At 69.0% G+C, this 26,299-nt stretch carries 27 protein-coding genes and 1 tRNA gene; 14 read left to right on the top strand and 14 right to left on the bottom strand.

Translation table 11 applies throughout. The features are described 5' to 3' along the window. Positions 1–12 precede the first annotated feature (12 nt). Genes boxB through AC3WQM_RS27570 form a run of 3 tightly spaced genes read left to right on the top strand, consistent with a single transcriptional unit; the run spans position 13 to position 3,228 of the window. Complete coding sequence (gene boxB, locus AC3WQM_RS27580) at positions 13–1,440, top strand: benzoyl-CoA 2,3-epoxidase subunit BoxB (RefSeq protein WP_062470322.1); 1,428 nt, start codon at positions 13–15, stop codon at positions 1,438–1,440. A gap of 50 nt (positions 1,441–1,490) precedes the next feature. Next, positions 1,491–2,771 (top strand): benzoyl-CoA 2,3-epoxidase subunit BoxA, encoded by a 1,281-nt coding sequence (gene boxA, locus AC3WQM_RS27575; protein ID WP_070061454.1) that lies wholly within the window; start codon positions 1,491–1,493, stop codon positions 2,769–2,771. Between the two features lie 10 nt (positions 2,772–2,781). Beyond that, the gene (locus tag AC3WQM_RS27570; RefSeq protein ID WP_062470325.1) at positions 2,782–3,228 is read left to right on the top strand and encodes a MaoC family dehydratase; all 447 of its coding nucleotides are present in this window, start codon (positions 2,782–2,784) and stop codon (positions 3,226–3,228) included. A 105-nt stretch (positions 3,229–3,333) separates the two neighbouring features. Here the strand turns inward: AC3WQM_RS27570 and AC3WQM_RS27565 are convergent, their stop codons facing one another. Continuing rightward, positions 3,334–3,810, bottom strand: coding sequence for a hypothetical protein (locus AC3WQM_RS27565; protein WP_062470328.1), 477 nt, complete (start codon positions 3,808–3,810; stop codon positions 3,334–3,336). Between the two features lie 249 nt (positions 3,811–4,059). On the opposite strand from AC3WQM_RS27565, the gene AC3WQM_RS27560 reads away from it, so the two are divergent. The 3 genes from AC3WQM_RS27560 to AC3WQM_RS27550 all read left to right on the top strand — a co-directional run bounded on the left by AC3WQM_RS27560 (position 4,060) and on the right by AC3WQM_RS27550 (position 5,552). Next, positions 4,060–4,521 carry an RrF2 family transcriptional regulator gene (locus tag AC3WQM_RS27560; RefSeq protein WP_354346103.1) on the top strand — a complete coding sequence of 154 codons (462 nt, stop codon included), beginning with the start codon at positions 4,060–4,062 and terminating at the stop codon, positions 4,519–4,521. Further along, positions 4,511–5,413 (top strand): NAD(P)/FAD-dependent oxidoreductase, encoded by a 903-nt coding sequence (locus AC3WQM_RS27555; protein ID WP_492683210.1) that lies wholly within the window; start codon positions 4,511–4,513, stop codon positions 5,411–5,413. The genes AC3WQM_RS27560 and AC3WQM_RS27555 overlap by 11 nt, the downstream gene beginning before the upstream one ends. Positions 5,414–5,476: 63 nt before the next feature. Beyond that, a tRNA-Gly gene (locus tag AC3WQM_RS27550) sits at positions 5,477–5,552 on the top strand. Between the two features lie 54 nt (positions 5,553–5,606). Here AC3WQM_RS27550 and fahA read toward each other — a convergent pair. The 7 genes from fahA to AC3WQM_RS27515 are packed head-to-tail and all read right to left on the bottom strand — an operon-like array spanning position 5,607 to position 11,847. Continuing rightward, positions 5,607–6,929, bottom strand: a complete 1,323-nt coding sequence (gene fahA, locus AC3WQM_RS27545) for a fumarylacetoacetase (RefSeq protein WP_492683208.1) — start codon at positions 6,927–6,929, stop codon at positions 5,607–5,609. Positions 6,930–6,931: 2 nt separating this feature from the next. Further along, positions 6,932–7,738, bottom strand: coding sequence for a cyclase family protein (locus AC3WQM_RS27540; RefSeq protein ID WP_095743084.1), 807 nt, complete (start codon positions 7,736–7,738; stop codon positions 6,932–6,934). 49 nt (positions 7,739–7,787) lie between these two features. Further along, on the bottom strand, positions 7,788–8,582 hold the full coding sequence (locus AC3WQM_RS27535; RefSeq protein ID WP_492683206.1) for an ABC transporter permease: 795 nt from the start codon (positions 8,580–8,582) through the stop codon (positions 7,788–7,790). Continuing rightward, a complete protein-coding gene (locus AC3WQM_RS27530) occupies positions 8,579–9,349 on the bottom strand; it encodes an ABC transporter permease (RefSeq protein ID WP_492683205.1) in 771 nt (256 codons plus the stop codon). Before AC3WQM_RS27530 ends, AC3WQM_RS27535 begins: the two co-directional genes overlap by 4 nt. Then, complete coding sequence (locus AC3WQM_RS27525; protein WP_492683203.1) at positions 9,342–10,127, bottom strand: ABC transporter ATP-binding protein; 786 nt, start codon at positions 10,125–10,127, stop codon at positions 9,342–9,344. The genes AC3WQM_RS27530 and AC3WQM_RS27525 overlap by 8 nt, the downstream gene beginning before the upstream one ends. Beyond that, the gene (locus AC3WQM_RS27520) at positions 10,124–11,071 is read right to left on the bottom strand and encodes an ABC transporter substrate-binding protein (protein WP_354346114.1); all 948 of its coding nucleotides are present in this window, start codon (positions 11,069–11,071) and stop codon (positions 10,124–10,126) included. The genes AC3WQM_RS27525 and AC3WQM_RS27520 overlap by 4 nt, the downstream gene beginning before the upstream one ends. Beyond that, entirely contained in the window at positions 11,068–11,847 is a 780-nt protein-coding gene (locus AC3WQM_RS27515; RefSeq protein WP_492683201.1) for a TetR/AcrR family transcriptional regulator, read from the bottom strand. Before AC3WQM_RS27515 ends, AC3WQM_RS27520 begins: the two co-directional genes overlap by 4 nt. A gap of 100 nt (positions 11,848–11,947) precedes the next feature. Between AC3WQM_RS27515 and AC3WQM_RS27510 the strand changes: the two genes are divergently transcribed. Both AC3WQM_RS27510 and AC3WQM_RS27505 read left to right on the top strand, forming a co-directional pair. Then, positions 11,948–13,942, top strand: coding sequence for an acetoacetate--CoA ligase (locus AC3WQM_RS27510; protein WP_492683199.1), 1,995 nt, complete (start codon positions 11,948–11,950; stop codon positions 13,940–13,942). Between the two features lie 7 nt (positions 13,943–13,949). Then, the gene (locus AC3WQM_RS27505; protein WP_070061382.1) at positions 13,950–14,417 is read left to right on the top strand and encodes a YbaY family lipoprotein; all 468 of its coding nucleotides are present in this window, start codon (positions 13,950–13,952) and stop codon (positions 14,415–14,417) included. Between the two features lie 33 nt (positions 14,418–14,450). Here AC3WQM_RS27505 and AC3WQM_RS27500 read toward each other — a convergent pair whose 3' ends face one another. Next, positions 14,451–16,415, bottom strand: a complete 1,965-nt coding sequence (locus AC3WQM_RS27500) for an adenylate/guanylate cyclase domain-containing protein (protein ID WP_492683197.1) — start codon at positions 16,413–16,415, stop codon at positions 14,451–14,453. Positions 16,416–16,641: 226 nt separating this feature from the next. Then, a complete protein-coding gene (locus AC3WQM_RS27495; protein WP_492683195.1) occupies positions 16,642–17,355 on the bottom strand; it encodes a 2OG-Fe(II) oxygenase in 714 nt (237 codons plus the stop codon). Positions 17,356–17,468: 113 nt separating this feature from the next. Here AC3WQM_RS27495 and AC3WQM_RS27490 point away from each other — a divergent pair, with 113 nt between their 5' ends. Continuing rightward, entirely contained in the window at positions 17,469–17,978 is a 510-nt protein-coding gene (locus AC3WQM_RS27490) for a GFA family protein (protein ID WP_492683193.1), read from the top strand. Positions 17,979–18,076: 98 nt separating this feature from the next. Here AC3WQM_RS27490 and AC3WQM_RS27485 read toward each other — a convergent pair whose 3' ends face one another. Next, complete coding sequence (locus AC3WQM_RS27485) at positions 18,077–18,571, bottom strand: helix-turn-helix domain-containing protein (protein ID WP_492683191.1); 495 nt, start codon at positions 18,569–18,571, stop codon at positions 18,077–18,079. A gap of 63 nt (positions 18,572–18,634) precedes the next feature. Next, positions 18,635–19,537, bottom strand: a complete 903-nt coding sequence (locus AC3WQM_RS27480; RefSeq protein WP_062470368.1) for a LysR substrate-binding domain-containing protein — start codon at positions 19,535–19,537, stop codon at positions 18,635–18,637. A gap of 185 nt (positions 19,538–19,722) precedes the next feature. Between AC3WQM_RS27480 and AC3WQM_RS27475 the strand changes: the two genes are divergently transcribed. From AC3WQM_RS27475 to AC3WQM_RS27460, 4 genes are all read left to right on the top strand, one after another. Next, positions 19,723–20,922 carry an acyl-CoA dehydrogenase gene (locus AC3WQM_RS27475; protein ID WP_056574584.1) on the top strand — a complete coding sequence of 400 codons (1,200 nt, stop codon included), beginning with the start codon at positions 19,723–19,725 and terminating at the stop codon, positions 20,920–20,922. An 8-nt stretch (positions 20,923–20,930) separates the two neighbouring features. Beyond that, positions 20,931–22,169, top strand: coding sequence for a CaiB/BaiF CoA transferase family protein (locus AC3WQM_RS27470; RefSeq protein WP_492683189.1), 1,239 nt, complete (start codon positions 20,931–20,933; stop codon positions 22,167–22,169). A 13-nt stretch (positions 22,170–22,182) separates the two neighbouring features. After that, on the top strand, positions 22,183–22,641 hold the full coding sequence (locus AC3WQM_RS27465; RefSeq protein ID WP_492683187.1) for a VOC family protein: 459 nt from the start codon (positions 22,183–22,185) through the stop codon (positions 22,639–22,641). 85 nt (positions 22,642–22,726) lie between these two features. Further along, the gene (locus tag AC3WQM_RS27460) at positions 22,727–23,302 is read left to right on the top strand and encodes a hypothetical protein (protein WP_489062220.1); all 576 of its coding nucleotides are present in this window, start codon (positions 22,727–22,729) and stop codon (positions 23,300–23,302) included. 22 nt (positions 23,303–23,324) lie between these two features. Here the strand turns inward: AC3WQM_RS27460 and AC3WQM_RS27455 are convergent, their stop codons facing one another. Then, positions 23,325–23,783 carry a CopD family protein gene (locus AC3WQM_RS27455; RefSeq protein ID WP_487850420.1) on the bottom strand — a complete coding sequence of 153 codons (459 nt, stop codon included), beginning with the start codon at positions 23,781–23,783 and terminating at the stop codon, positions 23,325–23,327. Positions 23,784–23,839: 56 nt separating this feature from the next. Then, the gene (locus tag AC3WQM_RS27450; protein WP_492683185.1) at positions 23,840–24,817 is read right to left on the bottom strand and encodes a LysR family transcriptional regulator; all 978 of its coding nucleotides are present in this window, start codon (positions 24,815–24,817) and stop codon (positions 23,840–23,842) included. 122 nt (positions 24,818–24,939) lie between these two features. Here AC3WQM_RS27450 and AC3WQM_RS27445 point away from each other — a divergent pair, with 122 nt between their 5' ends. Then, positions 24,940–26,289: a DUF3100 domain-containing protein gene (locus AC3WQM_RS27445; RefSeq protein WP_492683183.1), complete on the top strand. Its 1,350-nt coding sequence runs from the start codon at positions 24,940–24,942 to the stop codon at positions 26,287–26,289. Positions 26,290–26,299 lie beyond the last annotated feature (10 nt).

Below are 26,299 nucleotides of genomic sequence, written 5' to 3'. Positions count from 1 at the left end.
CAAGGAACAACGATGAGCACGATCAACTACAGCGAGAAGATCCCCAACAACGTCAACCTCGGCGAAGACCGCACGCTGCAGCGCGCGCTCGAAGGCTGGCAGCCCAACTTCATCAACTGGTGGGACGACGTGGGCCCCGAGGGCTCGACCAACCACGAGGTGTACCTGCGCACGGCCGTGAGCGTCGATCCGCAGGGCTGGGCCCAGTTCGGCCACGTGAAGATGCGCGACTACCGCTGGGGCATCTTCCTGAACCCGGGCGATGCCAACCGCGAAGTGCACTTCGGCGACCACAAGGGCGAGAAGGTCTGGCAGGACGTGCCCGGCGAACACCGCGCCAACCTGCGCCGCATCATCGTCACGCAGGGCGACACCGAGCCCGCGTCGGTCGAGCAGCAGCGCCACCTGGGCCTCACGGCGCCGTCGATGTACGACCTGCGCAACCTGTTCCAGATCAACGTCGAGGAAGGCCGCCACCTGTGGGCCATGGTCTACCTGCTGCAGAAGCACTTCGGCCGCGACGGCCGCGAAGAGGCCGACGCGCTGCTGCAGCGCACCTCGGGCGACGCCAACAACCCGCGCATCCTGGGCGCCTTCAACGAGAAGACGCCCGACTGGCTCGCGTTCTTCATGTTCACCTACTTCACCGACCGCGACGGCAAGTTCCAGCTGGCCGCGCTGGCCGAGAGCGCGTTCGACCCGCTGGCGCGCACCACGAAGTTCATGCTGACCGAAGAGGCGCACCACATGTTCGTGGGCGAGAGCGGCGTGTCGCGCGTCATCGCGCGCACCGCGCAGGTCATGAACGAGCTCAAGACCGACGACGCGCAGAAGATCCGCGCCGCCGGCTGCATCGACCTGGGCACCATCCAGCGCTACCTGAACTTCCACTACTCGGTGACCATCGACCTGTTCGGCGCCGACCAGTCGAGCAACGCCGCCATCTTCTACAGCTCGGGCCTGAAGGGCCGCTACGAAGAAGGCAAGCGCGACGACGACCACGTGCTCAAGGGCCAGACCTACAAGGTGCTCGAGGTCAAGGACGGCCAGCTCGTCGAGAAGGACGTGCCGATGCTCAACGCCCTGAACGAAGTGCTGCGCGACGACTTCATCAAGGACTCCGTGGCCGGCGTCGGCCGCTGGAACAAGGTGCTCGAGAAGGCCGGCATTCCCACCCGCCTGGTCGTGCCGCACAAGGCCTTCAACCGCCAGATCGGTGCACTCGCCGGCATCAAGATGTCGCCCGAGGGCCGCGTGGTGAACGACATCGAATGGGCCGCCAAGCGCGACGAATGGCTGCCGAGTTCCGAAGACTTCGCTTTCGTGGCATCGTTGATGGGCCGCGTCATCGAGCCGGGCAAGTTCGCAGGCTGGATCTCGCCGCCGGTGATGGGCATCAACCGCCAGCCCGTCGATTTCGAGTACGTACGTTTCGGCTGAGCGTCTGGATATGACGCCCTCGTCCCCACGGCGAGGGCATGGAGAACAACATGGACATGGTCGTTGAAGCCGGGGTCATCAAGCAGCACCTGATCGACCCCGAGATCTGCATCCGCTGCAACACCTGCGAGGCGACCTGCCCCGTGAACGCGATCACGCACGACGACAACAACTATGTCGTTCGTGCGGACGTCTGCAATGGCTGCATGGCCTGCATCTCGCCGTGCCCCACGGGCTCGATCGACAACTGGCGCACCATGCCCTTGGTGCGCGCGTACACCATCGAAGAGCAGCTCACGTGGGAAGAACTTCCCGCCGAGCTGTCGCCCGAAGAACTCGAGGCGGCGGGCGTGTCTGGCGCTGCCGCCGAGGCCGCGGAAGTGCCTGCCCAGACGCAGGCCCAGGCCGCGGTGCAGGGCACCGAGCCCGCCTTCAACTCCGCGCAGTACGGCGCCAGCGTGCCGCCCTGGTCGGCCGCGCACGCCTACACCAACCTCTTTCCGCCGAAGACGCCGACCACCGCCACCGTGGTGGGCAACTTCAACTGCACCGAGGCCGGCTTCGACAGCGAGACCCACCACATCGTGCTCGACTTCGGCGTGGTGCCGTTCCCGGTGCTCGAAGGCCAGTCGATCGGCATCGTGCCGCCGGGCGTCGACGCCATCGGCAAGCGCCACCATGCGCGCCAGTACTCGGTGGCCAGCCCGCGCAACGGCGAGCGGCCCGGCTACAACAACGTCTCGCTCACCGTGAAGCGCGTCACCGAGGACCACGAAGGCGACCCGGTGCGCGGCGTGTGCTCCAACTACGTGTGCGACCTCAAGGTGGGCGACACGGTGCAGGTGGTGGGGCCCTTCGGCGCGTCGTTCCTGATGCCGAACCACCCCAAGTCGCACATCGTGATGATCTGCACCGGCACCGGCAGCGCGCCCATGCGCGCCATGACCGAATGGCGCCGCCGCCTGCGCAAGAGCGGCAAGTTCGAAGGCGGCAAGCTCATGCTGTTCTTCGGCGCGCGCACGCAGCAGGAGCTGCCGTACTTCGGCCCGCTGCAGTCGCTGCCGAAAGACTTCATCGACATCAACTTCGCGTTCTCGCGCACGCCGGGCCAACCCAAGCGCTACGTGCAGGACCTGATGCGTGAACGCGCCGCCGACCTGGCCGCGCTGCTGAAAGACGGCGCCAGCCACTTCTACGTGTGCGGCCTCAAGAGCATGGAAGAGGGCGTGGTGCTCGCACTGCGCGACGTGGCGAAGGAAGCGGGGCTCGACTGGGACACGGTGGGCGCGGCACTGAAGCGCGAAGGTCGCCTGCACCTCGAAACGTACTAAGCTGCGGCGGATGCAGTTCGCCGACTTCCACGCAGGCCAGGTCATCGAGGCCGGGCCTTATGTGCTCACCGAAGCCGAACTCGTGCAGTTCGCGCGGGCCTACGACCCGCAGTGGTTTCACACCGACGCCGAGGCGGCGGCCGGCAGCCCGTTCGGCGGGCTCATCGCGAGCGGCTGGCACACCTGCTCGATCGCGATGCGGCTGGTGGTCGAGGCGGCGCTGGCCGGTTCCGAATCGTTCGCGTCGCCCGGGCTCGAGCACGTGCGCTGGCCGAACCCGGTGCGCCCCGGCGATGCGCTGCGGCTCGTGGCCGATGTGATCGAGGTGCGCCGTTCCGAGAAGCGCCCCACGCTCGGCATCCTGCGCTGGCGCTGGCGGCTGTTCAACCAGCGCGCGCTCGTGGTGCTCGACACCGAAGTCACCAGCCTCTTCAAGCTGCCCGCACCCGACCTTTGAACGACACAAGCCCGCAACGCGCTAGCGCTGCGGGCTTGATTTCTTCTTGCGGAGCGATGCGCTGCAGCCGCCGCGTCCGGCCGCTGCAGCCATGCGGGGTGCGACTTACTTCTTGTGCAGGTCGACCGCGCCCGAGCCCTGCGCCTTGCCGCTCGCCTTGGCACCGGCCGTGGCCGGTTTCACGGCGCCGCCCACGGCGCCCGCGGCACCGGTTGCGCTGTTCACGGTGCTGCCCACGGTGTTGGTCACACCGCCGACGGCTTGCGTCGCGCCGCCCACGGCGCCGGTGGCACCGCCGACCGCACCCGTGGCCGTGCCGAGCACGCCACCGACGGCATTGCCCACGCCGCCGGTCGCGCCGGAGGTGGAGGTGTCCGCGTTGGCATCGGCCGACGCACCGGTCTGCGCGCGAGCGCCTGCTGCGCCGCCTTGTGGCGTCGCGCCGGTGCTGCCCGAGGCCTTCACATCGGCGTTGACCCCCACGCCGACCCCGACGCCTTGCGCCTGGGCCGTCCCGCCGAGGGCCAGCAGGCCCGCCAGCATGGCGCCGATGAAGATGCGGTTGGTTGCATGTGTAGTCATGAGTGACAGTTCCTTTCGTTGCTGAGTCACGGTTTGCAGAACCGACCGGGGTTCGATCGATTCGGGGGCAACCATGACGGGCCGTCAGGTTGTCGCCATGTGCGGCGCGTTCGCTCGACGCTGTGGGAATCGGCCGTCGGCGGAATCGGGGGCTCGTGCGTTAGGGCGGCGTTTGCAAATCCCCGCCCGATCCGGGGTTTCTTGGCGCGATGCGCCGTGTCATCGAAAACATGCAACTCATAATGTTGCATGAAACGAGACAGCAAGCTTTCCGGTGTGCTCCACGTGCTGCTGCACATGGCCGAGCTGGACGCCCCCATCACCTCCGAAGCGCTCGCCGCGGCGATGCAGACCAACCCCGTGGTCGTGCGCCGGCTCATGGCGGGGCTGCGGCAGGCCGGCTTCGTCAGCTCGGCCAAGGGGCATGGCGGCGGCTGGGTGCTGTCGTGCTCGTTGAGTTCGGTGACGCTGGGCGACATCCACAACGCCGTCGGCGCGCCTGCGCTGCTGGCCATGGGCAACCGCACCGAGAGCCCGGGCTGCATCGTCGAGCAGGCGGTGAACGCGGCGCTCGACGGCGCCTGCCAGGAGGCCGAGGCGCTGCTGCTGCGGCGGCTCAACGGGATCACGCTGGCCGATCTTTCCAGGGACTTTCATCGCCGCATGACGGGCGGCGGCTTCACCGCGAAGGACATCGCACATGCGCCATGACGCACTCATCGTGGGCGGCAGCTTTGCCGGCCTCTCCGCCGCCATGCAACTGGCGCGCGCACGCAGGAAGGTCTGCGTGGTCGACGCGGGCGCGCCGCGCAACCGCTTCGCCGCGGCCTCGCACGGCTTCTTCGGGCAGGACGGCATGCCGCCGCTGCAGATGATTGCCGATGCGCGCGACAAGCTGCTTGCCTATCCATCGGTCACCTTCGTCGAGGGCATGGCGACTGCGGCAACGGCCGATGGCGCGGAGGGCTTCACGGTCTCGTTGAACAGCGGGGAACAGTTGCCGACGCGCAAGCTGCTGCTGGCCTTCGGCGTGCAGGACGGCCTGCCGGACATCGCGGGCCTCGGCGAACGCTGGGGCAAGAGCGTGCTGCACTGTCCTTACTGCCACGGCTACGAATTCGGCGACCGTCCGCTGGGCGTGCTCTTTCACAGCGCGCACCCGCCGGACCACGCGCTGCTGATCGCCGAGTGGGGCCCGACCACGCTCTTCCTGAATGGCGACGCAGGGCCGGACGCCGAGGCGCGTGCCCGGCTGCAATCGCGTGGCGTGACCCTCGAGCCCGGACGCATCGCCGGCGTCGAAGGGCAGGGGACGGACCTGGCGGCCGTGCGTCTCGACGACGGCCGGCGCGTGCCGATCGAGGCGCTGTTCGTGGCGCCGCACACGCGGCCGACCAGTCCGCTGGCCGAGCAGCTGGGCTGCGCGTTCGACGACGGCCCCACGGGCCCGGTGCTACGCGTCGATGCGATGAAGACGACCACGGTGCCCGGTGTGTACGCCGCGGGCGATGTGGCGATGGCTTTTTCCAACGCCACGCTGGCCTCGGCCGACGGGCTGTTCGCCGGGGTGTCGATGCACCGCGCGCTGGTGTTCGGCGCCTGATTTCAAATTTTTTCGGGGGAAGATGGCAAACCGCCTGAAACCACCCTATAATCTGAGGCTCACGCGGGAATAGCTCAGTTGGTAGAGCGCAACCTTGCCAAGGTTGAGGTCGAGAGTTCGAGACTCTTTTCCCGCTCCAAATCGCATGAAAAGGCCACCTCACCAGGTGGCCTTTTTCATTGGTGCGTCGCTTTCAACCTCGCGCCGGCAGCACGGTCCCCCGGCTCTCGCCGAAACCGATGCGCGCATGGCCGGGTTTCTCGCACCAGCCGCGCAGCAGCACCGCATCCCCGTCTTCCAGGAAACCGCGCGTCTCGCCGTTGGCCAGCGTCACCGGGGTTTGCGCCGCGCGCGTCAGCTCGATGATCGCGCCGGCCTCGCCCTCGCCGGGGCCCGAGATGGTGCCGCTGCCGAACAGGTCGCCCGGGTTCAGGCTGCAGCCGCCCACCGTGTGGTGCGCCACCATCTGCGCCACGCTCCAGTACTGGTGCTTGAAGCTCGTGGCCGACAGGCGCGATGGTCCGGTCTTCTGCGCGCGCGCTTTCTCGCTTTCGAGCCACACCTCGAGCCGGATGTCGAGCGCGCCGCCTTCGCGGTTCGCGCTGCTCTCCAGGTACGCCAGCGGTTGCGGCTCGTTCGCGGGCCGCGTCCACGCCTGGCGGTAGGGCGCGAGTGCTTCCATCGTCACGATCCACGGCGAGATCGTGGTGGCGAAGTTCTTCGCGAGGAAGGGCCCGAGCGGCGCCATTTCCCAGAACTGGATGTCGCGCGCCGACCAGTCGTTGAGCAGGCAGATACCGAAGATGTGGTCTTCCGCGCGCGCGAGCGGAATCGCCTCGCCCTGCGCATTGCCCTGGCCGATCCACACGCCCAGCTCCAACTCGTAGTCGAGCCGCGCGCAGGCCTGGTAGGTCGGCGCCTTCGCGCCGGGCGCCATGGCCTGGCCCATCGGCCGGTGAAAGCGCTGGCCGCTCACGCCGATGGTCGACACGCGCCCGTGGTACGCGGTCGGCACCCAGCGGAAGTTGGGCGTGACGTCGCCGTCGGGATTCATCAGGCGGCTGATGTTCAGCGCGTGGTCGATCGAGGTGTAGAAGTCGGTGTAGTCGCCGATGCGCGCGGGCACGGTGTATTCGACCTCGGCCTGCGGCACGAGGCAGCCGCGCAGGTCGTCTGCGGTCGCGGCCGGCGCATCGCTGTGCAGCAGCGCGAAGACTGCGTGGCGCAGCGCCTGCCAGGCGGGCGGGCCGAGCGCGAAGAAATCGTTCAGCGTGGGCAGGGCGGCGGCGCGCGCCGCATCGAGCGCCAGGCCGTCGACGTGCGCGCCCGCGGCCAGCGCCGCGAGGTCGAGCACCTGGTCGCCGATGGCCACGCCGCCGCGAAACGGCTCGGGGCTGCCGGTGCGGCGGAACATCGCATACGGCAGGTTCTGGATCGGAAAGTCGCTGCCCGCGACGTTGGCCGAAGCGACCCAGCTGCGGGCGCCAGCGTCGTGTGTGTGGTTGAGTTCGATCATGTTCAGACCGACGCCATCAGCGCGTCGTCGAAGATCGCCACCGCGCGCGTCCAGCCCGCCGAGGCGCCGCGGATCTTGTGCGGAAAGCAGCTGATGAAAAAGCCCGTGGGCGGCAGCACCTCGAGGTTGTGCAGCTTCTCGATGTGGCAGTAGCCGATGTCGCGCCCGGCCTTGTGACCTTCCCAGATCAGCGAGGCGTCGTGCGTCTCGCCGTACTTCTTGGCGGTGTGCACGAAGGGCGCGTCCCAGCTCCACGCGTCGGTGCCCGTGAGGCGCACGCCGCGCTCCAGCAGGTACATCGTCGCTTCGTAGCCCATGCCCGCGCCGGCCGACACGTAGTCGGGGTTGCCGTAGCGCGAGCCGGCGCGCGTGTTGACCACCACGATCTCCAGCGGGCTCAGCGTGTGGTTGATGCGCTTCAGCTCGGCCTCGACATCGGCGGCCGTGACCACGTAGCCGTCGGCGAAGTGGCGAAAGTCGAGCTTCACGCCGGGCTGGAAGCACCATTCGAGCGGCACGTCGTGGATGGCGATGGCGGGCTTCTTCTCGCCCAGTGCCTTGTCCATCGTCGAGTGAAAGTGATAGGGCGCATCGAGGTGCGTGCCGTTGTGCGTGGACAGCTGCACCAGTTCCACGGCCCAGCCTTCGCCGTCGGGCAGGTCTTCTTTCTTCAGGCCGGGAAAGAAGGGCTCGATCTGCTCGAAGGTGTGCTCGTGCGTGAAGTACTGGATCTTCGGCGCGAAGGCCGGTGGATCGGACAGCACGTCGTTTTCGAGAAAGATCGACAGGTCGACGAACTTGCGTGGCATGGCGAGGCTCCTTGTGGGGTGTAGGTTTTGAAGGAATCGATCGAATCGGTCAGGGCTGCTGCCACCGCAGCAGGCGCTTCTCTGCAAAGGCCAGCAGCGCGTTGCTCACGAAGCCGATGAGCCCGAGCAGCACGATGCCGGCGAACAGATCGCTGGCGCGGAAGGCGCGCGCCGCCAGCAGGATGGCCTGGCCCAGGCCGCTTTGCGAGGCGATCATTTCGCCCACCACCGCGACGATCAGCGCGATGGTCAGCGCCAGCCGCATGCCGGCCAGGATGTCGGGCATGGCGTTGGGCAGGCCCATCTTCCAGATGTACGCGGTGCGCGACATCTGCAGGCAGCGCGCCACCTCCGACAGGCGCGGCTCCACGGCCGCGAAGCCGTGCACCGTGGCCAGCAGCACCGGCCACATCGCGCCGAAGGCGACCACGAACAGCACCATGCCGGGGTTCAGCCCGAAGATCGAAATGGCCAGCGGCAGCAGCGCCGAGGCGGGCAGCGGGCGGATGAACTCCAGCGTCGGCTGCACCCACGCGCGCACGGAGGGCGACACGCCGATGGCCGCGCCCAGCAGCACACCGAACAGCGAGGCGAGCAGCCAGCCTTCGACCATGCGGCCGACCGTGGCCTGCGTGAAGGCCAGCAGTTCGCCGTTGCCTGAATTGCCCGAAGAGAGGTTGAGCCCTTCGAGCAGGCTCGCGAAGGTGGCCTGCGGCGTCGGCAGGAACACGCGGCTGACCCAGCCCGCGTTGCTTGCCACCCACCACAGCGCAACCAGTGCGAGCAGCACGCCCACCGAGCCCAGCCACCCCAGACCCAGTCGGTCGTTGCGGTGGTTGTTCATGGCTGCACCCCCATGCGGCGCGCGACGAGGGCCTGCAGGCGGACCATGCCCGCGTTGACCGCGAAGCCCACCACGCCGATCCAGCCCAGCCACGCGAGCATCAGCGCGGGGTCGAAGCTCTGCTGCGCGATCATCATCGCGTAGCCCATGCCGTGCGGATTGGCGGCGATCTCGACTGTCACGGCCACCACCAGCGCCACCGCCACACCGAGGCGCAGCGCGACGAACAGGCGAGGCACGATGGCCGGCAGCACGATCTTGAAGGCACGGTCGCGCGCCGACAGCCCGAGCACGCGGCTCACCTCGAGCAGCCGGGGCTCGATCTGCTGCACGGCCGACTGCACCAGCACCAGCAGCGGCCAGAAGGTGGCGAAGGCGACGATGGCCACTTCCATGCGCACGCCGAACCCGAAGCCCAGCATCGCGAGCGGGATCAGCGCGACCGAAGGCACGGGGCGCAGCACCTCGATGGACACGGCGCCCAGCTGCGCCGCACGGCGTGAGAGCCCGAGCACCAGCCCGAATGCAATGCCGAGCACCGCACCCAGCAGCAGGCCGAGCGCGGCCGTGCCGAGCGTGAAGCCCGTGGCCTGCCAGAGCGAGCCGTCCATGGCCGCGCCGACGAAGGCCTTGGCCGCCGCGCTCGGCGGTGCGAGCGCATCGCTGCCCAACGCCGCCGCACGTCGCGCGTACCACTCGAAGGCGCCGACCAGCACCGCGGGAAACACCCACGGCCGCAACCAGCGCAAGAGGCGGCCTTCAGTCATGGCCCTGCTCGATGAAGGCGAACAGCTCACGCCGCAACTGCAGGTACGCCGGATGCTCCTTGGTCGTCAGCTGGTCGCGCGGGCGCGGGATCTTCACGTCGATCATCCGCGCCAGGCTCGGGCGCCCCGGCCCGGGGTTGGCCTGCAGCGCGATCACGCGGTCGCCGAGGTAGATGGCTTCTTCCAGGTCGTGCGTGACGAACAGCACCGTGAGCCCGTCGTCGCGCACCAGCCGCGCGAGCTCGTCCTGCAGGCTCTGGCGCGTGAGCGCGTCGAGCGCGCCGAAAGGCTCGTCCATCATCATCAGCTCGGGCTTCTGCGCGAGGCAGCGGGCAATCTGCGCGCGCTGCTGCATGCCGCCCGACAGCTGCACCGGAAACTTGTGCGCGTGCTTCGCGAGCCCGACCTTGCCGAGCACGTCGGCAATGCGCGGCGCGCGCTCGGCCGCAGGTACGCCGGCCGCTTCGAGCGCCAGGCTCACATTGCCTTCCACCGTGCGCCACGGCAGCAGCGCGCGGCCGTAGTCCTGGAACACGAAGGCCACTTCGCGCGAGGGCGCCGTCATCGGCACGCCCTTGCGCCGCACCTCGCCGGCACTGGCCGTGACGAGGCCGCTGGCCGCGCGCAGCAGCGTGGTCTTGCCGCAGCCGCTCGGGCCGACGATGCACACGAACTCGCCGCGCGCCACGTCGAACGAGGTGGGCGACAGGATCTCGCGCCCGCCGAGGCGGATGGTGACGCCGTCGAAGCGCAAAAAGGAATCGGCGGCCGCGCTCACTTGGCGATCAGCTTCGCAACGTCGATGTTCGTCTTGAGCATGTCCTGCTCCTTCATGAGCCCGGTCCAGTAGCCCAGCTGCTTGTCGGTGACGACCGGGCCGGGCGGCGAGACCTGCACCTTGGCCAGCACCTCGGGCGGCAGCTTGATGTACTTGCCGATGGCCGTGCGCACCTTGGCGTCGTTCTTCGGCTGCTGGATGAAGGCGCCGGCCTCGACCAGCGCCTCGCGGAAGGCGCGCGCCGTGGCGGGGTTCTTCGCCACCCACTCGCGCTTGGCCGCGTGCACGATGGTCTGGTTGTTCTCGGGCAGGAAGGTCGAGTAGTACGAGGCCACGTAGCCCGCGCCGCTCTCGGTGATGCGGCTCATGAACGGGTCGGCCGACACCACCGCGTCGACCGAGCCGCCGCGCAGCAGGTCGGCGTGCTGGGGGAACGCGGCCTCGATGAAGTTGACCTTGCGGTAGTCGACGCCGCTGTCCTTCAGCCACGCGCGGAAGGTCACGTGCAGGAAGGCACCGAGCCCCGGCACGCCGATCTTCTTGCCCACGCAGTCCTGCGCGCTCTTGATGCCCGAGCCCGCGCGCGCCACGAGGCCGAAGCCCGTGATCGTCTTCGAGGTGAGGCCGCCGCCGGCCACCAGCACGAGATCGAGCCCGCCGTCCACCGCCTGCAGGAACACCGAAGGCGTGGGCCCGCCGATCTGCAGCGAGTCGGACTGCAGCGCGGCCGGGATGGTGGAGTTCAGCGGAATGAACTTCAGCTCCACGTCGAGGCTGCGCTTCTTGAAGTAGCCCTCTTCGGCCGCCACGAAGACCGAGGCGAAGTCGGTCACCGCGGTGTAGCCGAACACGATCTTCGGGTGCGCCTGCTGGGCGCGCGAAGGCAACGTGGCGGTGGCCGATGCGGCCGCGAGCGCCGACAGCAGGGTGCGTCTTTTCATCATGGCTGGGGTCTCCTGGGGATGGTCTTTTTCGTGCGTGAGGGCTTGGCGGCGGCGGCCTTGGCGGCCGCTTTCGGTTTCGGCAGCGCGGCGCGCAGCCCGCCGACGATGAAGTTCACGAGCATCGGCGCCACGGCCGGATCGGCGCGCGTGTTCTCGCCGCGCGAGAGTCGTTCGATGCGGCTGTCGTTCAGGTGGTGCAGCAGTGCGCCCAGCGCGAACTGGTAGCCCCACGCGACCTGGCTGCGCGAAACATGCGGCAGCGCCACGTGCAGCGCGTCGATGTAGGCCTCGGCCAGCGGGTCGAAGTAGCCGCGCAGCACGCGGTCGGCTTCCTCGGTGGCGTGGTACAGCTCGCGCGCCACCAGCAGTGCGTAGTACTCGCCCTCGGTGCTCGCGCGCAGCGCCAGCACGGGCGCGGTGAAGGCCTCGATGATGCGCGGCAGCGTGCGCGCGTCGTCGGGGTCGATGGTCACGGCCGCCAGGCGCGCCAGCCGTTCCTCGATGGTGTGGCTCCAGTGCTCGAAGATCGCGTGGAACAGCTCGTGCTTCGGGCCGAAGTAGTAGCCCACCAGCGCGAGCGGCACGCCGGCTTCTTCGGCGATCTGGCGGATCGTCACGGCGTGGTAGCCGTGCTGCGCGAAGAGCTTCTCGGCCGCCAGCAGGATGGCCTGGCGGCGGTCGGGCCGCGCGGGCTCGGGCGCGACGGTCGGGGCGCCTGAGGTGCCTGAGCCTCGAGAGGCGCTGCGTTTGCGGGCCGGCGGTGTGCGAGCGTTCATGGGGGCGTATTGAACGGCTGTACAAAAATGTTGAACACACGTACAAACCCTGAGGTCAACCCTCATTGAGCACGGCCGTTCGCGGCGCTACGCTCGTGGCATGCCCGCTCCCAACATCCCCCAGATCCGCCTTTATCAGAACTGGCTGCGCGACACGCGCGGCCTGGCCTTCGACAGCTACGACGCGCTGTGGCGCTGGTCCGTCACCGACCTCGATGCCTTCTGGCAGAGCATCTGGGACTACGCCGGCCTGCGCTCGCCCACGCCGCACACCGCGGTGCTCGCCGAACGCCACATGCCCGGCGCGCGCTGGTTTCCCGGCGCACAGGTCAACTACACGCGCGAGGTGCTGCGCCATGCCGACGCGGCCCATGCGGCCGGCCTGCCCGCCATCGTGAGCGACAACGAACGCGGCGAGGTGCGCGAGCTGTCGTGGCCCGAGCTGCGCCGGCAGGTGGCTGCGGTGGCGCTCACGCTGAAGTCGCTCGGCGTGCGCCGCGGCGACCGCGTGGCCGCCTACATGCCGAACGTGCCCGAGACCATGGTCGCGTTTCTCGCGTGCTCCAGCATCGGCGCGGTGTGGAGCGTGTGCGCGCCCGACATGGGCACGGCCGCCGTGGCCGACCGCTTTCGCCAGATCGAGCCCACGCTGCTGATCGCGGTCGACGGCGTGCACTACGGCGGCAAGCCGCTCGATCGCAGCACCGTGCTGCAGGAGCTGCGCGGCCAGCTGCCGAGCGTGCAGAAGCTGCTGCTCGTGCAGTCGCCCTTCGCCGCGAACGCCGTGGCGCACGACGTCGAATGGCAGCAGGCCATCGCGCGCGACGACGCCGAAGTCGCAGCCTTCGAGCCCGAGTGGCTGCCCTTCGACCACCCGATCTGGATCGTCTATTCGAGCGGCACCACCGGCCTGCCCAAGCCCATCGTGCACGGGCAGGGCGGCATCCTGCTGACCATGCACGCCTGCGGCCTGCACAACGACGTGGGCGCGAGCTACGGCGCCAACAACTTCGGCGAGCGCTACCACTGGTACAGCTCCACGGGCTGGGTGATGTGGAACTCGCAGCTCTCGGGCCTGGCCTTCGGCGCCACCATCTGCATCTACGACGGCAACCCGGCGGGCAGCAAGGACAAGCCCGACTGGGGCGTGCTGTGGCGCTTCGTGGCGAAGCACCGCGTCACCTTCTTCGGCGCGGGCGCGGCCTACTTCACCAACTGCATGAAGGCGGGGCTCGTCGCCAAAGACTGCGGCGACCTGTCGCGCGTGCGCGCGCTCGGCAGCACCGGCTCGCCGCTGCCCGACGAGGTGCAGCGCTGGGGCTCGCAGCAGATCCTCGATGCGGGATCGAAGGAGGTGTGGTGGTGCAACATCTCGGGCGGCACCGACTTCTGCGGCGCCTTCGTCGGCGGCAACCGCGAGCTGCCCGAGGTGCCGGGCCAGATGCAGTGCCGCGAACTCGGCCACGCGGTCGAAGCCTGGAACGAGCAGGGCCAGCCGGTCATCGGCGAGGTCGGCGAGCTGGTGTGCACGCAGCCCATTCCGTCGATGCCGCTGTACTTCTGGGGCGACGAGGGCAATGCGCGCTACGTGTCGAGCTACTTCGACACCTACCCGGGCGTGTGGCGCCACGGCGACTGGATCAAGATCGGCAGCGACGGCGGCTGCATCATCTACGGCCGCAGCGACGCCACCATCAACCGCCAGGGCCTGCGCATGGGCACCAGCGAGATCTACAGCGCGGTCGAAGGCCTGCCCGAGGTGCTCGACTCGATGGTGGTCGACCTCGAATACCTGGGCCGCGACAGCTACATGCCGCTGTTCGTGGTGCTGCGCCCCGGCGTGGCGCTCGACGAGGCCATGCGCGCGCGCATCAACAATGCGATCAAGACCTCGCTGTCGCCGCGCTTCGTGCCCAACGACATCTTCCAGGTGGCCGAGATTCCGCGCACGCTGTCGGGCAAGAAGCAGGAGCTGCCGATCAAGAAGCTGCTGCTGGGCCAGCCCATCGAGAAGGTGGTGAACCGCGAGGCGATGGCAAACCCCGGCAGTCTGGATTGGTATGTGGCTTTCGCCGCGCAGCGGGCCTCCGCATAATGGGGCGATGAAAAGACGCACCAGCCTCCTCATGCTCTCCGCCGTTGCCGGCGCCTCCGTCCTGAGCGCTTGCGCGGGCGGCTCGCCCGGCACGCCTGCCCAACCCGCCGCCGCACCCCTGCGCGTGACGGGCACCGTGGCCTACCGCGAGCGCATCGCACTCGACCCCGCGGCCGAAGTGCGCGTGCAACTGCTCGACGTGTCGCGCATGGACGCGCCCTCGGTCGTGCTCGCCGAGCAGCGCATTCCCGCCAACGGCAAGCAGCCGCCCTTCGCCTTCGAACTCAGCGTCGATGCCGCGCGCATCGACCCGCGCATGCGCTACGCCGTGGCGGCGCGCATCACGCGCGGCGAGCAGCTGCTGTTCATCAACGACACGCAGTATTCGGTGCTCACGCAGGGCAACGGCACCACCGCCAACCTGATGCTGGTGCGCGTGGCCACGCCACCGCCGCCGCCGCGCCCTTCGCGCTGATCGATGCCAACCCGCGCGACAGGTTCGCGCGGATCAGGTCAGCAACTCGTGGAGCACCATGCGCGTCTGCCGGCCGCGCAGCTCCACCAGCTCTTCGATGCGCCGCGTGGCCAGCCGGCCGTTCAGGGCCGCGTAGGTGACTTCCGAGATCAGCATGCGCGTGCCCAGCTGGCGGTTCGCGCCTTCGATGCGGCTGGCCACGTTCACCACGTCGCCGAACGCCGTGTACGACAGCCGGTCGTTCGACCCCAGCACCCCCGCCACCACCACGCCCGTGTGAATGCCGATGTGCGTGCGGAACTCGGGCAGGCCCTGTTCGGCCCACTGCCGGTTGAGCTGGTGCATCTCGGCGTGCAACTCGAGCGCGGCGCGGCAGGCCTTGTACTCGGCGTCTTCCAGGTCGGCCGGCGCGCCCCACAGCACCATGATGCCGTCGCCGATGAACTTGTCGATCACGCCGCCATGGCGCGCGAACACATCGGCTGCGAGGTTGAAGTACTCGGTCAGCTGGCGCACCAGCACGTCGGCCGCGATCGATTCGGAGATCGACGTGAAGCCCTCCACGTCGGTGAACATCACCGTCACCTGGCGCGGCGAGCCGTTGGGCGCGAGCGCATGGCCCTGCGCCACCAGCTGGTTGATCACGTCCACCGGCACGAACTTGCTGAAGGCCTTGAGGCTGCGCGCCGAATCGTCGAGCGCCTGATCGAGGTGCTGGATCTCGAGCACGCGGCTGGGCTCGCGTGGCAGGTTGTCGAGCTCGAGGCGACCGATGCGGTGCGCGATGCGCGAGAGATTCTCGACCGGCGCCGTCACCAGCTTCGACAGCTTGAGCGACATGTACAGCGCCAGCCCCAGGAACACCAGCGCCAGCAGCAGCGACCACGCCACTGCGCGGCGCAGGCCACCCAGCAGCACGTCTTCGGGCACCCAGCTGACGAGCTGCCAACCGGTGGCGGGAATGCGCGAGGCCTGCACCAGGTAGCGCCGCCCTTCGTGGCTGAAGGCGAAGGCCTTGTCGCTGCCGCTGCCGGCGATGCCGTCGGCCGTCATCTGTGCGTCCAGCGCGCCGAGTGCGCCCGTGGGCGCCTCCAGCGTGTGCAGCACACCAGGCATGTCGCTGCGCGCGAGCACCTTGTGGTCGGCACTCAGCAGCGCGCTGTTGCCATTGCCGTTGCGGCTGAACAGGCGCACGAACTCCGACAGCCGGCCCAGCGACACGTCGCCCGCCACCACCATCGCCTGCGGGCTGCCCTCGGCCTGGCGGCGTTGGCTGGGCAGCGCGTAGGTCACGCCCAGTTCCTGCGCGGCGGCGAACACATAGGGGCTGGTCCACACCGGCCCTTGTGTCTTGCGCGCCTGCACGAACCAGCTGCGCTGCGTCGGGTTGTAGTTGCTGCGGTAGGCCTCCACGCGCTGCGTGGCAAAGCGCTGCTGCACATCGGCCTCGGAGCCCAGCGGCAGCTTGTACTGCCAGGTCTCGGTGGTGAAGTCGGCGCTGCGCGCGATGTGGCGGATGGCCGGCACCGGGTAGCGCAGGGCCATCAGCATCTTGCCCTCGACGTTCGCCACGTAGACGCTGTCGAGTTCGGGCGATTGCTGCAGCAGCGTCCACAGGAGCTCGGCCGTGCGCTCGACGTTCTCGCCCGCGGGCGTGAGGCTGGGCGAACTGCCGATCGCGCCGACCGCCGACTCGGCCTTGGCCAGGAAGGCCAGCACCTTGTCTTCGATGCGGTCGTGGTTCGACTTGTGCGCCGAGGTGCCGATCGTCGTCACCAGCCGCTGCGAACCCCAGTAGCCCAGCGTGACCAGCAGCAGCGACTGCGCGAGCGCAACGGCACTGACGATGGAGCCGACATCGACCCGGAAGCGACGGGGGCGCCGGGGCGGTGGGATTTCAGCGGAAGAGGGTGACGGAGACGGTGGCAACGGCGTGGTGACGTGCGCGAAAGACGGGCGACCCGCCGCATCCGGAGGCCCGGACGATTCCTTGTACATACAGCTCCCTGACGACAACTCGGAACGGACCCCGGCTCCTCCTCACGAGGTCGTGGTCCGGCGTCCGGAGGGTGTTGCGGGGCCGATCGTGTGCGCCGGCCATCCTGGCAATCCCCCGGATGCGCGCGGGATTTTCGCCTGTATTTGATACATGTGTGCAACTTTGCACGCTTGGTGCGATGTTGCTGCGCCCGAGGGCTTGATTGCGAACGGACGTTCGTTCTATTCAGCGCGCGTCGTGAAAGATCAGGCCCAGCGTGTGGCGCTGTCCGCTGCGCACGCGGCTCACGCCGTGGCGCATCGTCACGCGGTAGCTGCCGCGCGTGCCCGCCACGGGCCGCTGGTTCACCGCGAAGATCACGGCCTCGCCCTGCGCGAGCGACACCACCTCGGCGCGCGACTGCATGCGCGGGCGCTGCTCGGTCAGCACGAACTCGCCGCCGGTGAAGTCTTCGCCGGGCCGGCTCAACAGCACCGTGAGCTGCAGCGGAAACTGCAGGTCGCCATACAGGTCCTGGTGCAGGCAGTTGTAGTCGCCTTCGCCGTAGCGCAGCAGCAGCGGGGTGGGGCGCAGCTGGCCCGCCGCATGGCAGCGCGCGAGGTAGGCCGCATGGTCCGCCGGGTAGTCGGCCGGCTGGCCCATGGCTGCGGCCCAGGCATTGGCCAGCGGCGCGAGGCGCTCGTACAGCGCGCTGCGAAACGCCACGAGCTTGGAAGGCAGCGGGTTCGCGAAGTACTGGTACTCGCCCTGGCCGAAGCCGTGGCGCTGCATGACCACGCGGCTGCGAAAGCGCGCGCCCTCGTCGTACATGGTCGTGAGTGCGGCGCATTCCGCGGGCGTGAACAAGGCCCCGGTGACGGCACAGCCGCGGGCAGCGAGGTCGGCATCGATGCGGGGCCAGTCGAGGGCGTGGATGCGGGCGGCGACGGAAGAACTCATGCGGGCAGTGTCGCGTGGCGGCGGGATGGGGGCTGGCCGTTTTCGGACGCGGGTTTCGGTGGGGCAGTGCCGGCTTGAGCGATCATCCTGAAGACCCAGCCCGAAAGCATTCCATGAGCACCCAGGACCCCACCCCCCAAGACACCGCCAGCGACTGGCAACTCCCCTGGACCGGCGGCTGCCGCTGCGGCCAGGTGCGCCTGCGGATCACCGCACCGCCGCTGCTGGCCATGGCTTGCCACTGCACCGGCTGCCAGCGCATGAGCGCCAGTGCGTTCTCACTGTCGTTGGCCATTCCGACGCCGGGCTTCGAAGTGGTGTCGGGCGAACCCGTCATCGGCGGGCTGCACGGCGACGAGTCGCACCACTTCTTCTGCCCGCACTGCAAGAGCTGGATGTTCACGCGCACCGAGGGCATGGACTATTTCGTCAACCTGCGCGCCACCATGCTCGACCGGCACGAATGGGTCGTGCCTTTTGCGGAAACTTGGACCGACGAGAAGCTGCCGTGGGCCACGACGCCTGCGAAGCACAGCTTCGGCACCTTGCCTGCGATGGAGGCCTTCCCCGCGATGATTCAGGCGTACGCGCAAGAGGGCGCACGGCCGGCTGCGAAGGCCTGAGCGGGCCTGCCTCGATTCCCATCTCGGCTCAGGAGCCGGGGTTGCGGGCCGCGTCTAGCGCCGCCAGCACCTCGGCCACCTGGCGATGGTGGGCGCGCTCAAACATCGAGCGGCTTCCGGCCCAGCAGGCGGGCCAACTCAGCCAGCAACTGACGCTCGTTATCTTCGAGCGCGGCCGGATCGGCGTGGCGCCAGTTGCGCTCGTAGGTGCCCCAGGCCTCTTCGGGCGTGAGCTCTGCATCCACTGGCAACTGCCAGGCCAGGCGGCGCAACTGCGCGAAGTCGCCCACCCGGATGGTCTTTATCGGCGTGCGCGAAGGCGCCGGCGTCGCCATCTCTTTGGCGGTGCCTGCGACCGGTGCCGTCACTTCGACATCCAGACCCAGTGCCGCCAGGGCGTTCATGTAGGCCCCCATCGTGACGGAGGGCTCGCCGCGTTCGATGCGATGCAGCGTCATGCGCGACATGCCCGCTGCCTCGGCGGCCGTGGTGGCGCTGATCCTGAGCGACTTCCGACGGGCATGGATATGCCGGCCGAACGCTTCAAGGCGTCGGTTGGCTCTGTCTAAGGTCGGCGGGGCGGTGGATGGCATATGTGTATCTCATATTAGGCAAAACTAATGAAATGTCTAGTACGAGATACATTTTTGGCTGCTTCAACCTTCCCGCGCCTGCCCCAGCAACCAGTCACTGAACAACTTCAACAACGGCCGCTGGTCCGCCCGCTCCGGCGTCACCAGGTAGTAGTTGCGCTCGCCCGACAAGGGCCGCGGGCAGGCCACCACCAGCTCGCCGCGCGCCAGCTCGTCGGCCACCAGCATGGTCGGCATCAGCGCCACGCCCAGGCCGTGCGAGGCGGCGGCGGCGAGGATCGAGAACAGCTCGTAGCGCGGGCCGCCGCGGGCGGTGGGCGCGTCGACCTGCTGCGCGTCGAACCACTGGCGCCAGCCGTCGGGGCGCGTGCTCTGCTGCAGCAGCGGCATCCGCGCGATGGCGGCGGGCGACACGGCCTTGCCGTGGGGCAGCAGCGAAGGGCTGCACACGGGCACCACGTCTTCATGCATGAGCAGCAGCGCGCGCGTGCCGGCCCAGTTCTCGACCTGCGCGGGCGTGCCGGCGTAGAGCGCGGCGTCGAACTCCGCGTCGGCAAAGAGGAAGGGGCGGGTGCGCGTCTCGATGTGCACCACCACGTCGGGCTGCAGCGCCGCAAAACCGCGCAGGCGCGGCACCAGCCAGCGCGTGGCGAAGGTGGGCACCGCGGCCAGCGACAGCGACCCGCCTTCGCCCTGGTGCGCCATGGCGTCGAGCGTGTCGCGCTCCATGGCCTCCAGGCGGCGGGCGATCTGGCGTGCGTAGGCGGCGCCGCTGGCCGTGAGCGCCACGCCGTGCCGCGTGCGGCGGAACAGCGCCACGCCCAGGAAGGCCTCGAGCGCCCCGACCTGGCGCGACACCGCGCTCTGCGTGAGCGCCAGTTCCTGCGCGGCGCGGGTGTAGCTCTCGTGGCGCGCGGCGGCGTCGAAGCACACGAGGGTTTGCAGGGGCGGGATCTTGCGGCGCATGTATGCCGGGAGTGTATGACTGGCGTCCTGGTTCCACCAGTAAATCAACAGGATGTATCTCTCGAGATATGTGTCAGACGCATATCTGGGTGAGGATTCATCGTTTGCGCCGGGCCTCCTGCGTGGCTACGATCGACCGCATTCCCCCTTCTTTTGTTTCTTCTTCCTTTTCCGGAGACATCCATATGGCCGCCAAAGCGCAATTCCACTGGGACGACCCCCTTCTTCTCGACCAGCAGCTGACCGACGAAGAACGCATGATCCGCGATGCGGCCAACGCCTACTGCCAGGAGCGCCTGGCGCCCCGCGTCATCGAGGGCTTCCGCACCGGCGAAACCGACCCCGCGATCTTTCGCGAAATGGGCGCGCTCGGCCTGCTCGGCCCGACGATCCCCGAGCAGTACGGCGGCCCCGGCCTGAACTACGTGGCCTACGGCCTGATCGCCCGCGAAGTCGAGCGCGTCGATTCGGGCTACCGCTCGATGGCCAGCGTGCAGAGCTCGCTGGTGATGGTGCCGATCTTCGAATTCGGCACCGAAGGCCAGAAGCAGAAGTACCTGCCCAAGCTCGCCACCGGCGAATGGATCGGCTGCTTCGGCCTGACCGAGCCCGACCACGGCTCCGACCCCGGCAGCATGGCCACGCGCGCCAAGAAGGTGCCGGGCGGCTACTCGCTCAGCGGCTCGAAGATGTGGATCAGCAACTCGCCCATCGCCGACGTGTTCGTCGTGTGGGCCAAGGAAGTCAGCGAAAGCGGCACCGTCGGCCCGATCCGCGGCTTCGTGCTCGAGAAGGGCATGAAGGGCCTGAGCGCCCCCGCCATCCACGGCAAGGTCGGCCTGCGCGCCAGCATCACGGGCGAAATCGTCATGGACGGCGTGTTCTGCCCTGAAGAAAACGCCTTCCCCGAAGTGCAAGGCCTCAAGGGCCCCTTCACCTGCCTGAACAGCGCCCGCTACGGCATCTCGTGGGGCGCCATCGGTGCCGCCGAAGACTGCTGGCACCGCGCCCGCCAGTACACGCTGGACCGCAAGCAGTTCGGCCGCCCGCTCGCCGCCAACCAGCTCATTCAAAAGAAGCTGGCCGACATGCAGACCGAGATCACGCTGGGCTTGCAAGGCAGCCTGCGCCTGGGCCGCATGAAGGACGAAGGCATCGCCGCGGTGGAAATCACCTCGATCATGAAGCGCAACAACTGCGGCAAGTCGCTGGACATCGCCCGCATGGCGCGCGACATGATGGGTGGCAACGGCATCAGCGACGAGTTCGGCGTGGCCCGCCACCTGGTGAACCTGGAAGTCGTGAACACCTATGAAGGCACCCACGACATCCACGCCCTGATCCTGGGTCGCGCCATCACCGGCATCGCAGCGTTCGCGAACTGATCAGACGCATGAGCACCAAGCCCGCAGCACTCGACGGCATCAAGGTCCTCGATCTGTCCCGCGTGCTCGCGGGCCCGTGGTGCACGCAGATCCTCGCGGACCTGGGCGCCGACGTCGTCAAGATCGAACGCCCCGGCGTCGGCGACGACACGCGCACCTGGGGGCCGCCGTTCGTGAAGGACGCGAACGGCCATGACACCGACCAGGCCAGCTACTTCACGTCCTGCAACCGCAACAAGCGCTCGGTCACCATCGACATGGCCACGCCCGAGGGGCAGGCGCTGCTGCAGCAGATGGCGGCGCAGGCCGACATCGTGGTCGAGAACTTCAAGACCGGCGGCCTCAAGCAGTACGGCCTCGACCAGGAAAGCCTGCGCGCGGCCAACCCGCGCCTCATCTACTGCAGCGTGACCGGCTTCGGCCACGACGGCCCGTACGCCGAGCGCGCGGGCTACGACCTGATGATCCAGGCCATGACCGGCATGATGAGCATCACCGGCCGCCCCGACGGCGAGCCCGGCGGTGGTCCGCTGCGCGTGGGCGTGGCGCTCACCGACCTCTTCACAGGCGTGTACGCCAGCACCGCCATCCTCGCGGCGCTGCAGGTGCGCGACCGCACGGGCGAAGGCCAGCACATCGACATGGCGCTGCTCGACGTGGGCATGGCCATCCTCGCCAACCAGGCGAGCGCTTTCCTCAACACCGGCAAGGCGCCGGGCCGCCAGGGCAACACACATCCGAGCCTCGCGCCTTACCAGGACTTTCCGACGCAGGACGGCGCGATGCTGCTGGCCATCGGCAACAACGGCCAGTTCGCGCGTTTCTGCGAAGCCGCCGGCCACGCCGAATGGGCCGCCGACGAACGCTTTGCGACCAACACGCTGCGCGTGAAACACCGCGGCGTGCTGATCCCGATGATGGAAGAACTCACGCGCACCCGCACCACCGCCGATTGGGTGGCGCTGCTCGAAGACAAGGCCGTGCCCTGCGGCCCCATCAACGACATCGCGCAGGCCTTCGACGACGCGCAGGTCCAGGCGCGCGGCCTGGCCGTCACGCTGCCGCGCGACGCGGGCGACGGCATCGCCAGCATCACCGGCGTGGCGAGCCCGTTGCGCCTCACGGCCACGCCGCCGGTGCTGCGTCGCGCACCGCCCGCGCTCGGACAGCACACGCAAGAGGTGCTGGCCGAGATGGGCGTCGACGCCTCGCGCTTCGAGGCATTGCGCGCCGCCGGGGTGGTCTGACACACTGGCGGGCATGACGCGCCCGCCTGCTTCGTCTCCTGTTGCTTCCGCAGCCGATGCGGCCCCGTTCGCGGTGCTGCGCATCGACCACGTCGTGCTGCGCGTGCGCGACGCCGCGCGGTCCATGGCCTTCTATTGCGACGTGCTCGGCTGCACGCTCGAGAAGCGCCGCGACGACCTCGGCCTCGTGCATCTGCGCGCCGGCAGCAGCCTCATCGACCTCGTCACGCACGATGGCAAGCTGGGCCGCCAGGGCGGCGCGCTGGCCGGGCGCGAGGGGCGCAACGTCGATCACCTGTGCCTGCGCATCGAGCCTTTCGATGAAGCCGCGATCCGCGCGCGCATGGCGCGGCATGGCGTGCCGGTGCAGGGCGAGGTGCAGAACAACTTCGGGGCCGAGGGCAGTGGTCCTTCGATCTACATCGAAGATCCCGATGGCAACGGCGTCGAGCTGAAGGGCCCCGCGGCCTAGACTCTGCGGCGCGTTGACACGCCGCTGCTGACGCAGAATCGGCGCGCGCCATCCGGCGCTAAACAATCATTCAGGGGGATTCCACATGACCGAACATCCGTTCGCCGCGCGCGTTGCCGCGCGGCTTCTTGCACTCGCGGGCGCCGCCTCGCTGCTGGCCGCCTGCGGCACGCGCCAGCCTGCGGCCCCCGAACCCCCGCCGCCCGAAGCCACGGCGCGCAACAGCGTGCTCATGGCGCCCGTGGCCTACGGCACCACCGCCAAGGGCGTCACGCTGTCGAAGGCGGACGATTCGTGCGACGTGCCCGCCTCGCTGCGCCAGGCCGTGCAGGACCAGCTGCTCGCGCCCTACGAGTTCCTGCTCGCACCGCCGCTGCCCGCCAATGCGCAGGGCGCGCCCGTGCTGAAGCTGGAAATCACCGACCTGCTCGCGAACGCGGGCGGCCTCTACGGCGGCCCCAAGATCGTCCAGCTGCGCGGCACGCTGGAGCGCGACGGCGCGGCGCCTGCCAAGTTCACGGCGCAGCGCCAGATGTTCATCTACTTCGGCATGCCGCGCAGCACCTGCAGCATGGTCGGTGTCGTCACCTACAAGCTGGGCGAGGACATCGCGCAGTGGCTGCAGAAGCCGGTGGACGGCGCGGTGCTGGGCGAACGCTGAAGCGCGGCCGGGCGCGTGGCGCTCAGCCGCCGCGCCCCATCACCGCCACCGCGAACACCACCACGCCCAGCGCGAGGTTCAGCGTCACCAGCTGGCGCACGGTGTTCAGCCGCGCCGCCGCCACGGGCCAGGCGCTGTCGTCCACCGCGCGGCGCAGCGCGCGGAACACCGAGGCGCGGATGTAGACGTAGACCGCCGCCATCACGAGCGCAATGCCCATCATGGCCTCGACGCGCCAGTGCACGGCGCGAAAGCCGCCGGTCGCGAGGATCATCGCGAAGCCGCTCACGAACAGCAGCGTGACCGACGCGTCCACCCCGATGAAGAAGCGCCGCAGCGTCGCGGCCATCATGCGCAGGCGCAGCGGCGGCTCCAGCGTGGCGACAGCGGCGGGGCGCACCGCGAAGTGCATGACGGCCATGCCGCCGACCCAGAAGGCGGCGCACAGCAGGTGAATGAAGAGGGGAGCGAGGTAGGACATGGGCTCCGATCAGAACACCGAACCGTGCGCGCACGCAACGCAAGCCCCCATGCCCTTCAACCCGTCGCGCCGCGCCCGCGCGTGCTCGCGCGGGGCTTGCCGATGCCCGTGCCCGCGATCGAATCGGCATAGCGCTTCATGTCCGCCACCACCTGTCGCAGCAGCGTTGCCGCGGCCGGCGGCAGCAGGCGGCCGTGCCGCGACACGATGTGCGAGCGCCCCTGCGACAGCAGCGGGTTCTTCATCGGCAGCTCGACCAACGCCGGATGGTCGGCGTTGGGCGTGAGCGAGATGCGTGTGCCCAGCGTGTAGCCCAGGCCCGCCGACACGAAGTGGCCCAGCGCGCTGAACGAGGTGGTGGTCAGCAGCGCGGGCAGCCGCACGCCCTCGCTGATCTCGGCCGCCTCGATGTGCTGGCGCACGCCGAAGTTGCGGTGCAGCGTGGCGCCGGGGTAGGGCAGCAGGTCGGCCAGCTTCAGCGGGCGATCGAGCTGCGCGAGCGGGTGCGAGCCCAGCACCATGGCCTGGATCGGCTGCGCGTGCGACTGGTGCGAGGTGAGCCGCTCGTCCTTCGGCGGCTGGAACAGCATGCCGATGTGGGCACGTTCCTCGATCACGCGGCGCACGATCTCGTCGGTGCTGGCCACATCGAGGTTCACCGTGATCTTCGGGTGGCTGGCCATGAAGATGCGCAGGCTGTGCCGCATGAGCCAGTCGACATAGCCTTCGCCGGCCACGATGTCGATGTGGCCGCTCTCGATCTTGCGGATGCTGTCCATCTGCGCCAGCAGGTGCTGCCTTTGTCCCTGCTGCCGGCGCACGTAGCCGGCCAGCAGCTGGCCCGCGTCGGTGGGCACCACGCCGCGTCCGTGGCGCTCCAGCAGCGGCAGGCCGCACTCGGTCTCCAGGATGCCGATGGCGCGGCTCACGGCCGACGGGTCCATGTCGAGCACGTCGGCCGCACCGCGCACCGAGCCGCTGTCGAGCACCTGCATGAAGTAGCGCACCCGGCGGGTGTCGAGCTTGTCGTCCATGGCGGTCGTCTCCGAGTGTTGCATTCAATGCAACGAATATCCTTATTTGCGGTCATTGATGCAAGAGGCTCGCAGCCCGAAACTCGCCGGCACCCCTCGAAAACGCCCATCCCGCCCCACCAATGACCTCCGCCGCCTCCACGATTGCAGCCGTCGCGCCGTCCACCGCCGCCGGCAAACTCAAGCTCCTCGTCGTCACCCTGGTCCTCGTGGCCGTGGCCGAACTGATCGGCCCGACGCAGTTCAGCGTCGGCCCCGGCAAGGTGGTGCTGCTGCCGATGCTGTGGGCGCTGCTCATGGCCGCCGCCTGGGGCATTGCGCACCGGCGCGTGCCGGGCGTGGTGCGTGTGGCCACGGCGCAGCAGTCGCTGGCCGGCGGCCTGCTCAACGCAGGCCTGCTGCTGTTCGTGGTGAAGCTGGGCCTCACGGTCGGCGCCGCGCTGCCGCAGGTGAAGCAGGCCGGCTGGGCGCTGCTGTTCCAGGAGTTCGGCCATGCGCTGGGCACCCTGGCGCTGGGCCTGCCGCTGGCGCTGCTGCTGGGCATCAAGCGCGAGGCCGTGGGCGCCACCTTCTCGGTGGGCCGCGAGGGCAATCTCGTGATCATCGGCGAGAAGTACGGCATGGCCTCGCCCGAAGGCCGCGGCGTGCTGGCCGAGTACATCACCGGCACCGTGCTGGGCGCGCTGTTCATCGCGGTGCTGGCGGGCTTCATCGCCAGCCTGCACATCTTCGACCCGCGCTCGCTGGCCATGGGCGCCGGCGTGGGCTCGGGCAGCCTGATGGCGGCGGCGCTGGGCGCCATCGCCGCGCAGAGCCCGGCCGAGATGCTGCCGCAGCTCACGGCGATTGCCGCCGCATCGAACCTGCTGACCACCGTGGCCGGCTTCTACTTCACGCTGTTCCTGTCGCTGCCGCTGTGCTCGTGGCTCTACGGCAAGCTGGAGCCGGTGCTGGGCCGCTTCTCGAAGCATGGCGCACAACAGGGCGCGGCCGTGGACGCGGGCGCGAACGTCTCGAGCGCCGACGTGGCCCACGCCGCGCCGACCTCGCTGCGCGACACGCTGCTGGCCTGGCTGGTGGTGGGCGGCGGCGTGCTCATCGGCAATGCCGTGACCTACAAAGTGCCGGTGCTGGTGTCGCTCGAAGGCGTGCTCGCCGTGGTGGCGATTGCCGGCGCCGTCGAAGCCATCAAGCGCTTCGTGCCGCGCCTGCCGATGGTGCTGGTGCTCTCGGTGGTGGCCACCGTGGTCGGCATCCCGGGCCTGTTCCCGTTCTCCGACGCGCTGATCGCCCTTACCGCCAAGCTCAACTTCCTGGCCTTCACCACGCCGGTGCTGGCGCTGGCCGGCTTCTCGGTCGCCAAGGACCTGCCCGTGTTCCGCCGCCTCGGCTGGCGCATCGTGGTGGTGTCGCTCACCGCCACCGCCGGCACCTTCCTCGGCGCGACCTTCATCGCCGAGTTCTTCCACTGATTTCATCCCA

This window comes from Variovorax sp. FW301-JW7 (assembly GCF_058788795.1).
This window is presented reverse-complemented; position numbering and strand designations above follow the sequence as displayed.

Excerpts from the sequence above, each read along its gene's own strand:
- boxB (WP_062470322.1), top strand. The coding sequence starts at position 13 with ATGAGCACGATCAACTACAGCGAGAAGATCCCCAACAACGTCAACCTC.
- boxA (WP_070061454.1), top strand. The coding sequence starts at position 1,491 with ATGGACATGGTCGTTGAAGCCGGGGTCATCAAGCAGCACCTGATCGAC.
- AC3WQM_RS27570 (WP_062470325.1), top strand. The coding sequence starts at position 2,782 with ATGCAGTTCGCCGACTTCCACGCAGGCCAGGTCATCGAGGCCGGGCCT.
- AC3WQM_RS27565 (WP_062470328.1), bottom strand. The coding sequence starts at position 3,810 with ATGACTACACATGCAACCAACCGCATCTTCATCGGCGCCATGCTGGCG.
- AC3WQM_RS27560 (WP_354346103.1), top strand. The coding sequence starts at position 4,060 with ATGAAACGAGACAGCAAGCTTTCCGGTGTGCTCCACGTGCTGCTGCAC.
- AC3WQM_RS27555 (WP_492683210.1), top strand. The coding sequence starts at position 4,511 with ATGCGCCATGACGCACTCATCGTGGGCGGCAGCTTTGCCGGCCTCTCC.
- fahA (WP_492683208.1), bottom strand. The coding sequence starts at position 6,929 with ATGATCGAACTCAACCACACACACGACGCTGGCGCCCGCAGCTGGGTC.
- AC3WQM_RS27540 (WP_095743084.1), bottom strand. The coding sequence starts at position 7,738 with ATGCCACGCAAGTTCGTCGACCTGTCGATCTTTCTCGAAAACGACGTG.
- AC3WQM_RS27535 (WP_492683206.1), bottom strand. The coding sequence starts at position 8,582 with ATGAACAACCACCGCAACGACCGACTGGGTCTGGGGTGGCTGGGCTCG.
- AC3WQM_RS27530 (WP_492683205.1), bottom strand. The coding sequence starts at position 9,349 with ATGACTGAAGGCCGCCTCTTGCGCTGGTTGCGGCCGTGGGTGTTTCCC.
- AC3WQM_RS27520 (WP_354346114.1), bottom strand. The coding sequence starts at position 11,071 with ATGATGAAAAGACGCACCCTGCTGTCGGCGCTCGCGGCCGCATCGGCC.
- AC3WQM_RS27515 (WP_492683201.1), bottom strand. The coding sequence starts at position 11,847 with ATGAACGCTCGCACACCGCCGGCCCGCAAACGCAGCGCCTCTCGAGGC.
- AC3WQM_RS27510 (WP_492683199.1), top strand. The coding sequence starts at position 11,948 with ATGCCCGCTCCCAACATCCCCCAGATCCGCCTTTATCAGAACTGGCTG.
- AC3WQM_RS27505 (WP_070061382.1), top strand. The coding sequence starts at position 13,950 with ATGAAAAGACGCACCAGCCTCCTCATGCTCTCCGCCGTTGCCGGCGCC.
- AC3WQM_RS27500 (WP_492683197.1), bottom strand. The coding sequence starts at position 16,415 with ATGTACAAGGAATCGTCCGGGCCTCCGGATGCGGCGGGTCGCCCGTCT.
- AC3WQM_RS27495 (WP_492683195.1), bottom strand. The coding sequence starts at position 17,355 with ATGAGTTCTTCCGTCGCCGCCCGCATCCACGCCCTCGACTGGCCCCGC.
- AC3WQM_RS27490 (WP_492683193.1), top strand. The coding sequence starts at position 17,469 with ATGAGCACCCAGGACCCCACCCCCCAAGACACCGCCAGCGACTGGCAA.
- AC3WQM_RS27485 (WP_492683191.1), bottom strand. The coding sequence starts at position 18,571 with ATGCCATCCACCGCCCCGCCGACCTTAGACAGAGCCAACCGACGCCTT.
- AC3WQM_RS27480 (WP_062470368.1), bottom strand. The coding sequence starts at position 19,537 with ATGCGCCGCAAGATCCCGCCCCTGCAAACCCTCGTGTGCTTCGACGCC.
- AC3WQM_RS27475 (WP_056574584.1), top strand. The coding sequence starts at position 19,723 with ATGGCCGCCAAAGCGCAATTCCACTGGGACGACCCCCTTCTTCTCGAC.
- AC3WQM_RS27470 (WP_492683189.1), top strand. The coding sequence starts at position 20,931 with ATGAGCACCAAGCCCGCAGCACTCGACGGCATCAAGGTCCTCGATCTG.
- AC3WQM_RS27465 (WP_492683187.1), top strand. The coding sequence starts at position 22,183 with ATGACGCGCCCGCCTGCTTCGTCTCCTGTTGCTTCCGCAGCCGATGCG.
- AC3WQM_RS27460 (WP_489062220.1), top strand. The coding sequence starts at position 22,727 with ATGACCGAACATCCGTTCGCCGCGCGCGTTGCCGCGCGGCTTCTTGCA.
- AC3WQM_RS27455 (WP_487850420.1), bottom strand. The coding sequence starts at position 23,783 with ATGTCCTACCTCGCTCCCCTCTTCATTCACCTGCTGTGCGCCGCCTTC.
- AC3WQM_RS27450 (WP_492683185.1), bottom strand. The coding sequence starts at position 24,817 with ATGGACGACAAGCTCGACACCCGCCGGGTGCGCTACTTCATGCAGGTG.
- AC3WQM_RS27445 (WP_492683183.1), top strand. The coding sequence starts at position 24,940 with ATGACCTCCGCCGCCTCCACGATTGCAGCCGTCGCGCCGTCCACCGCC.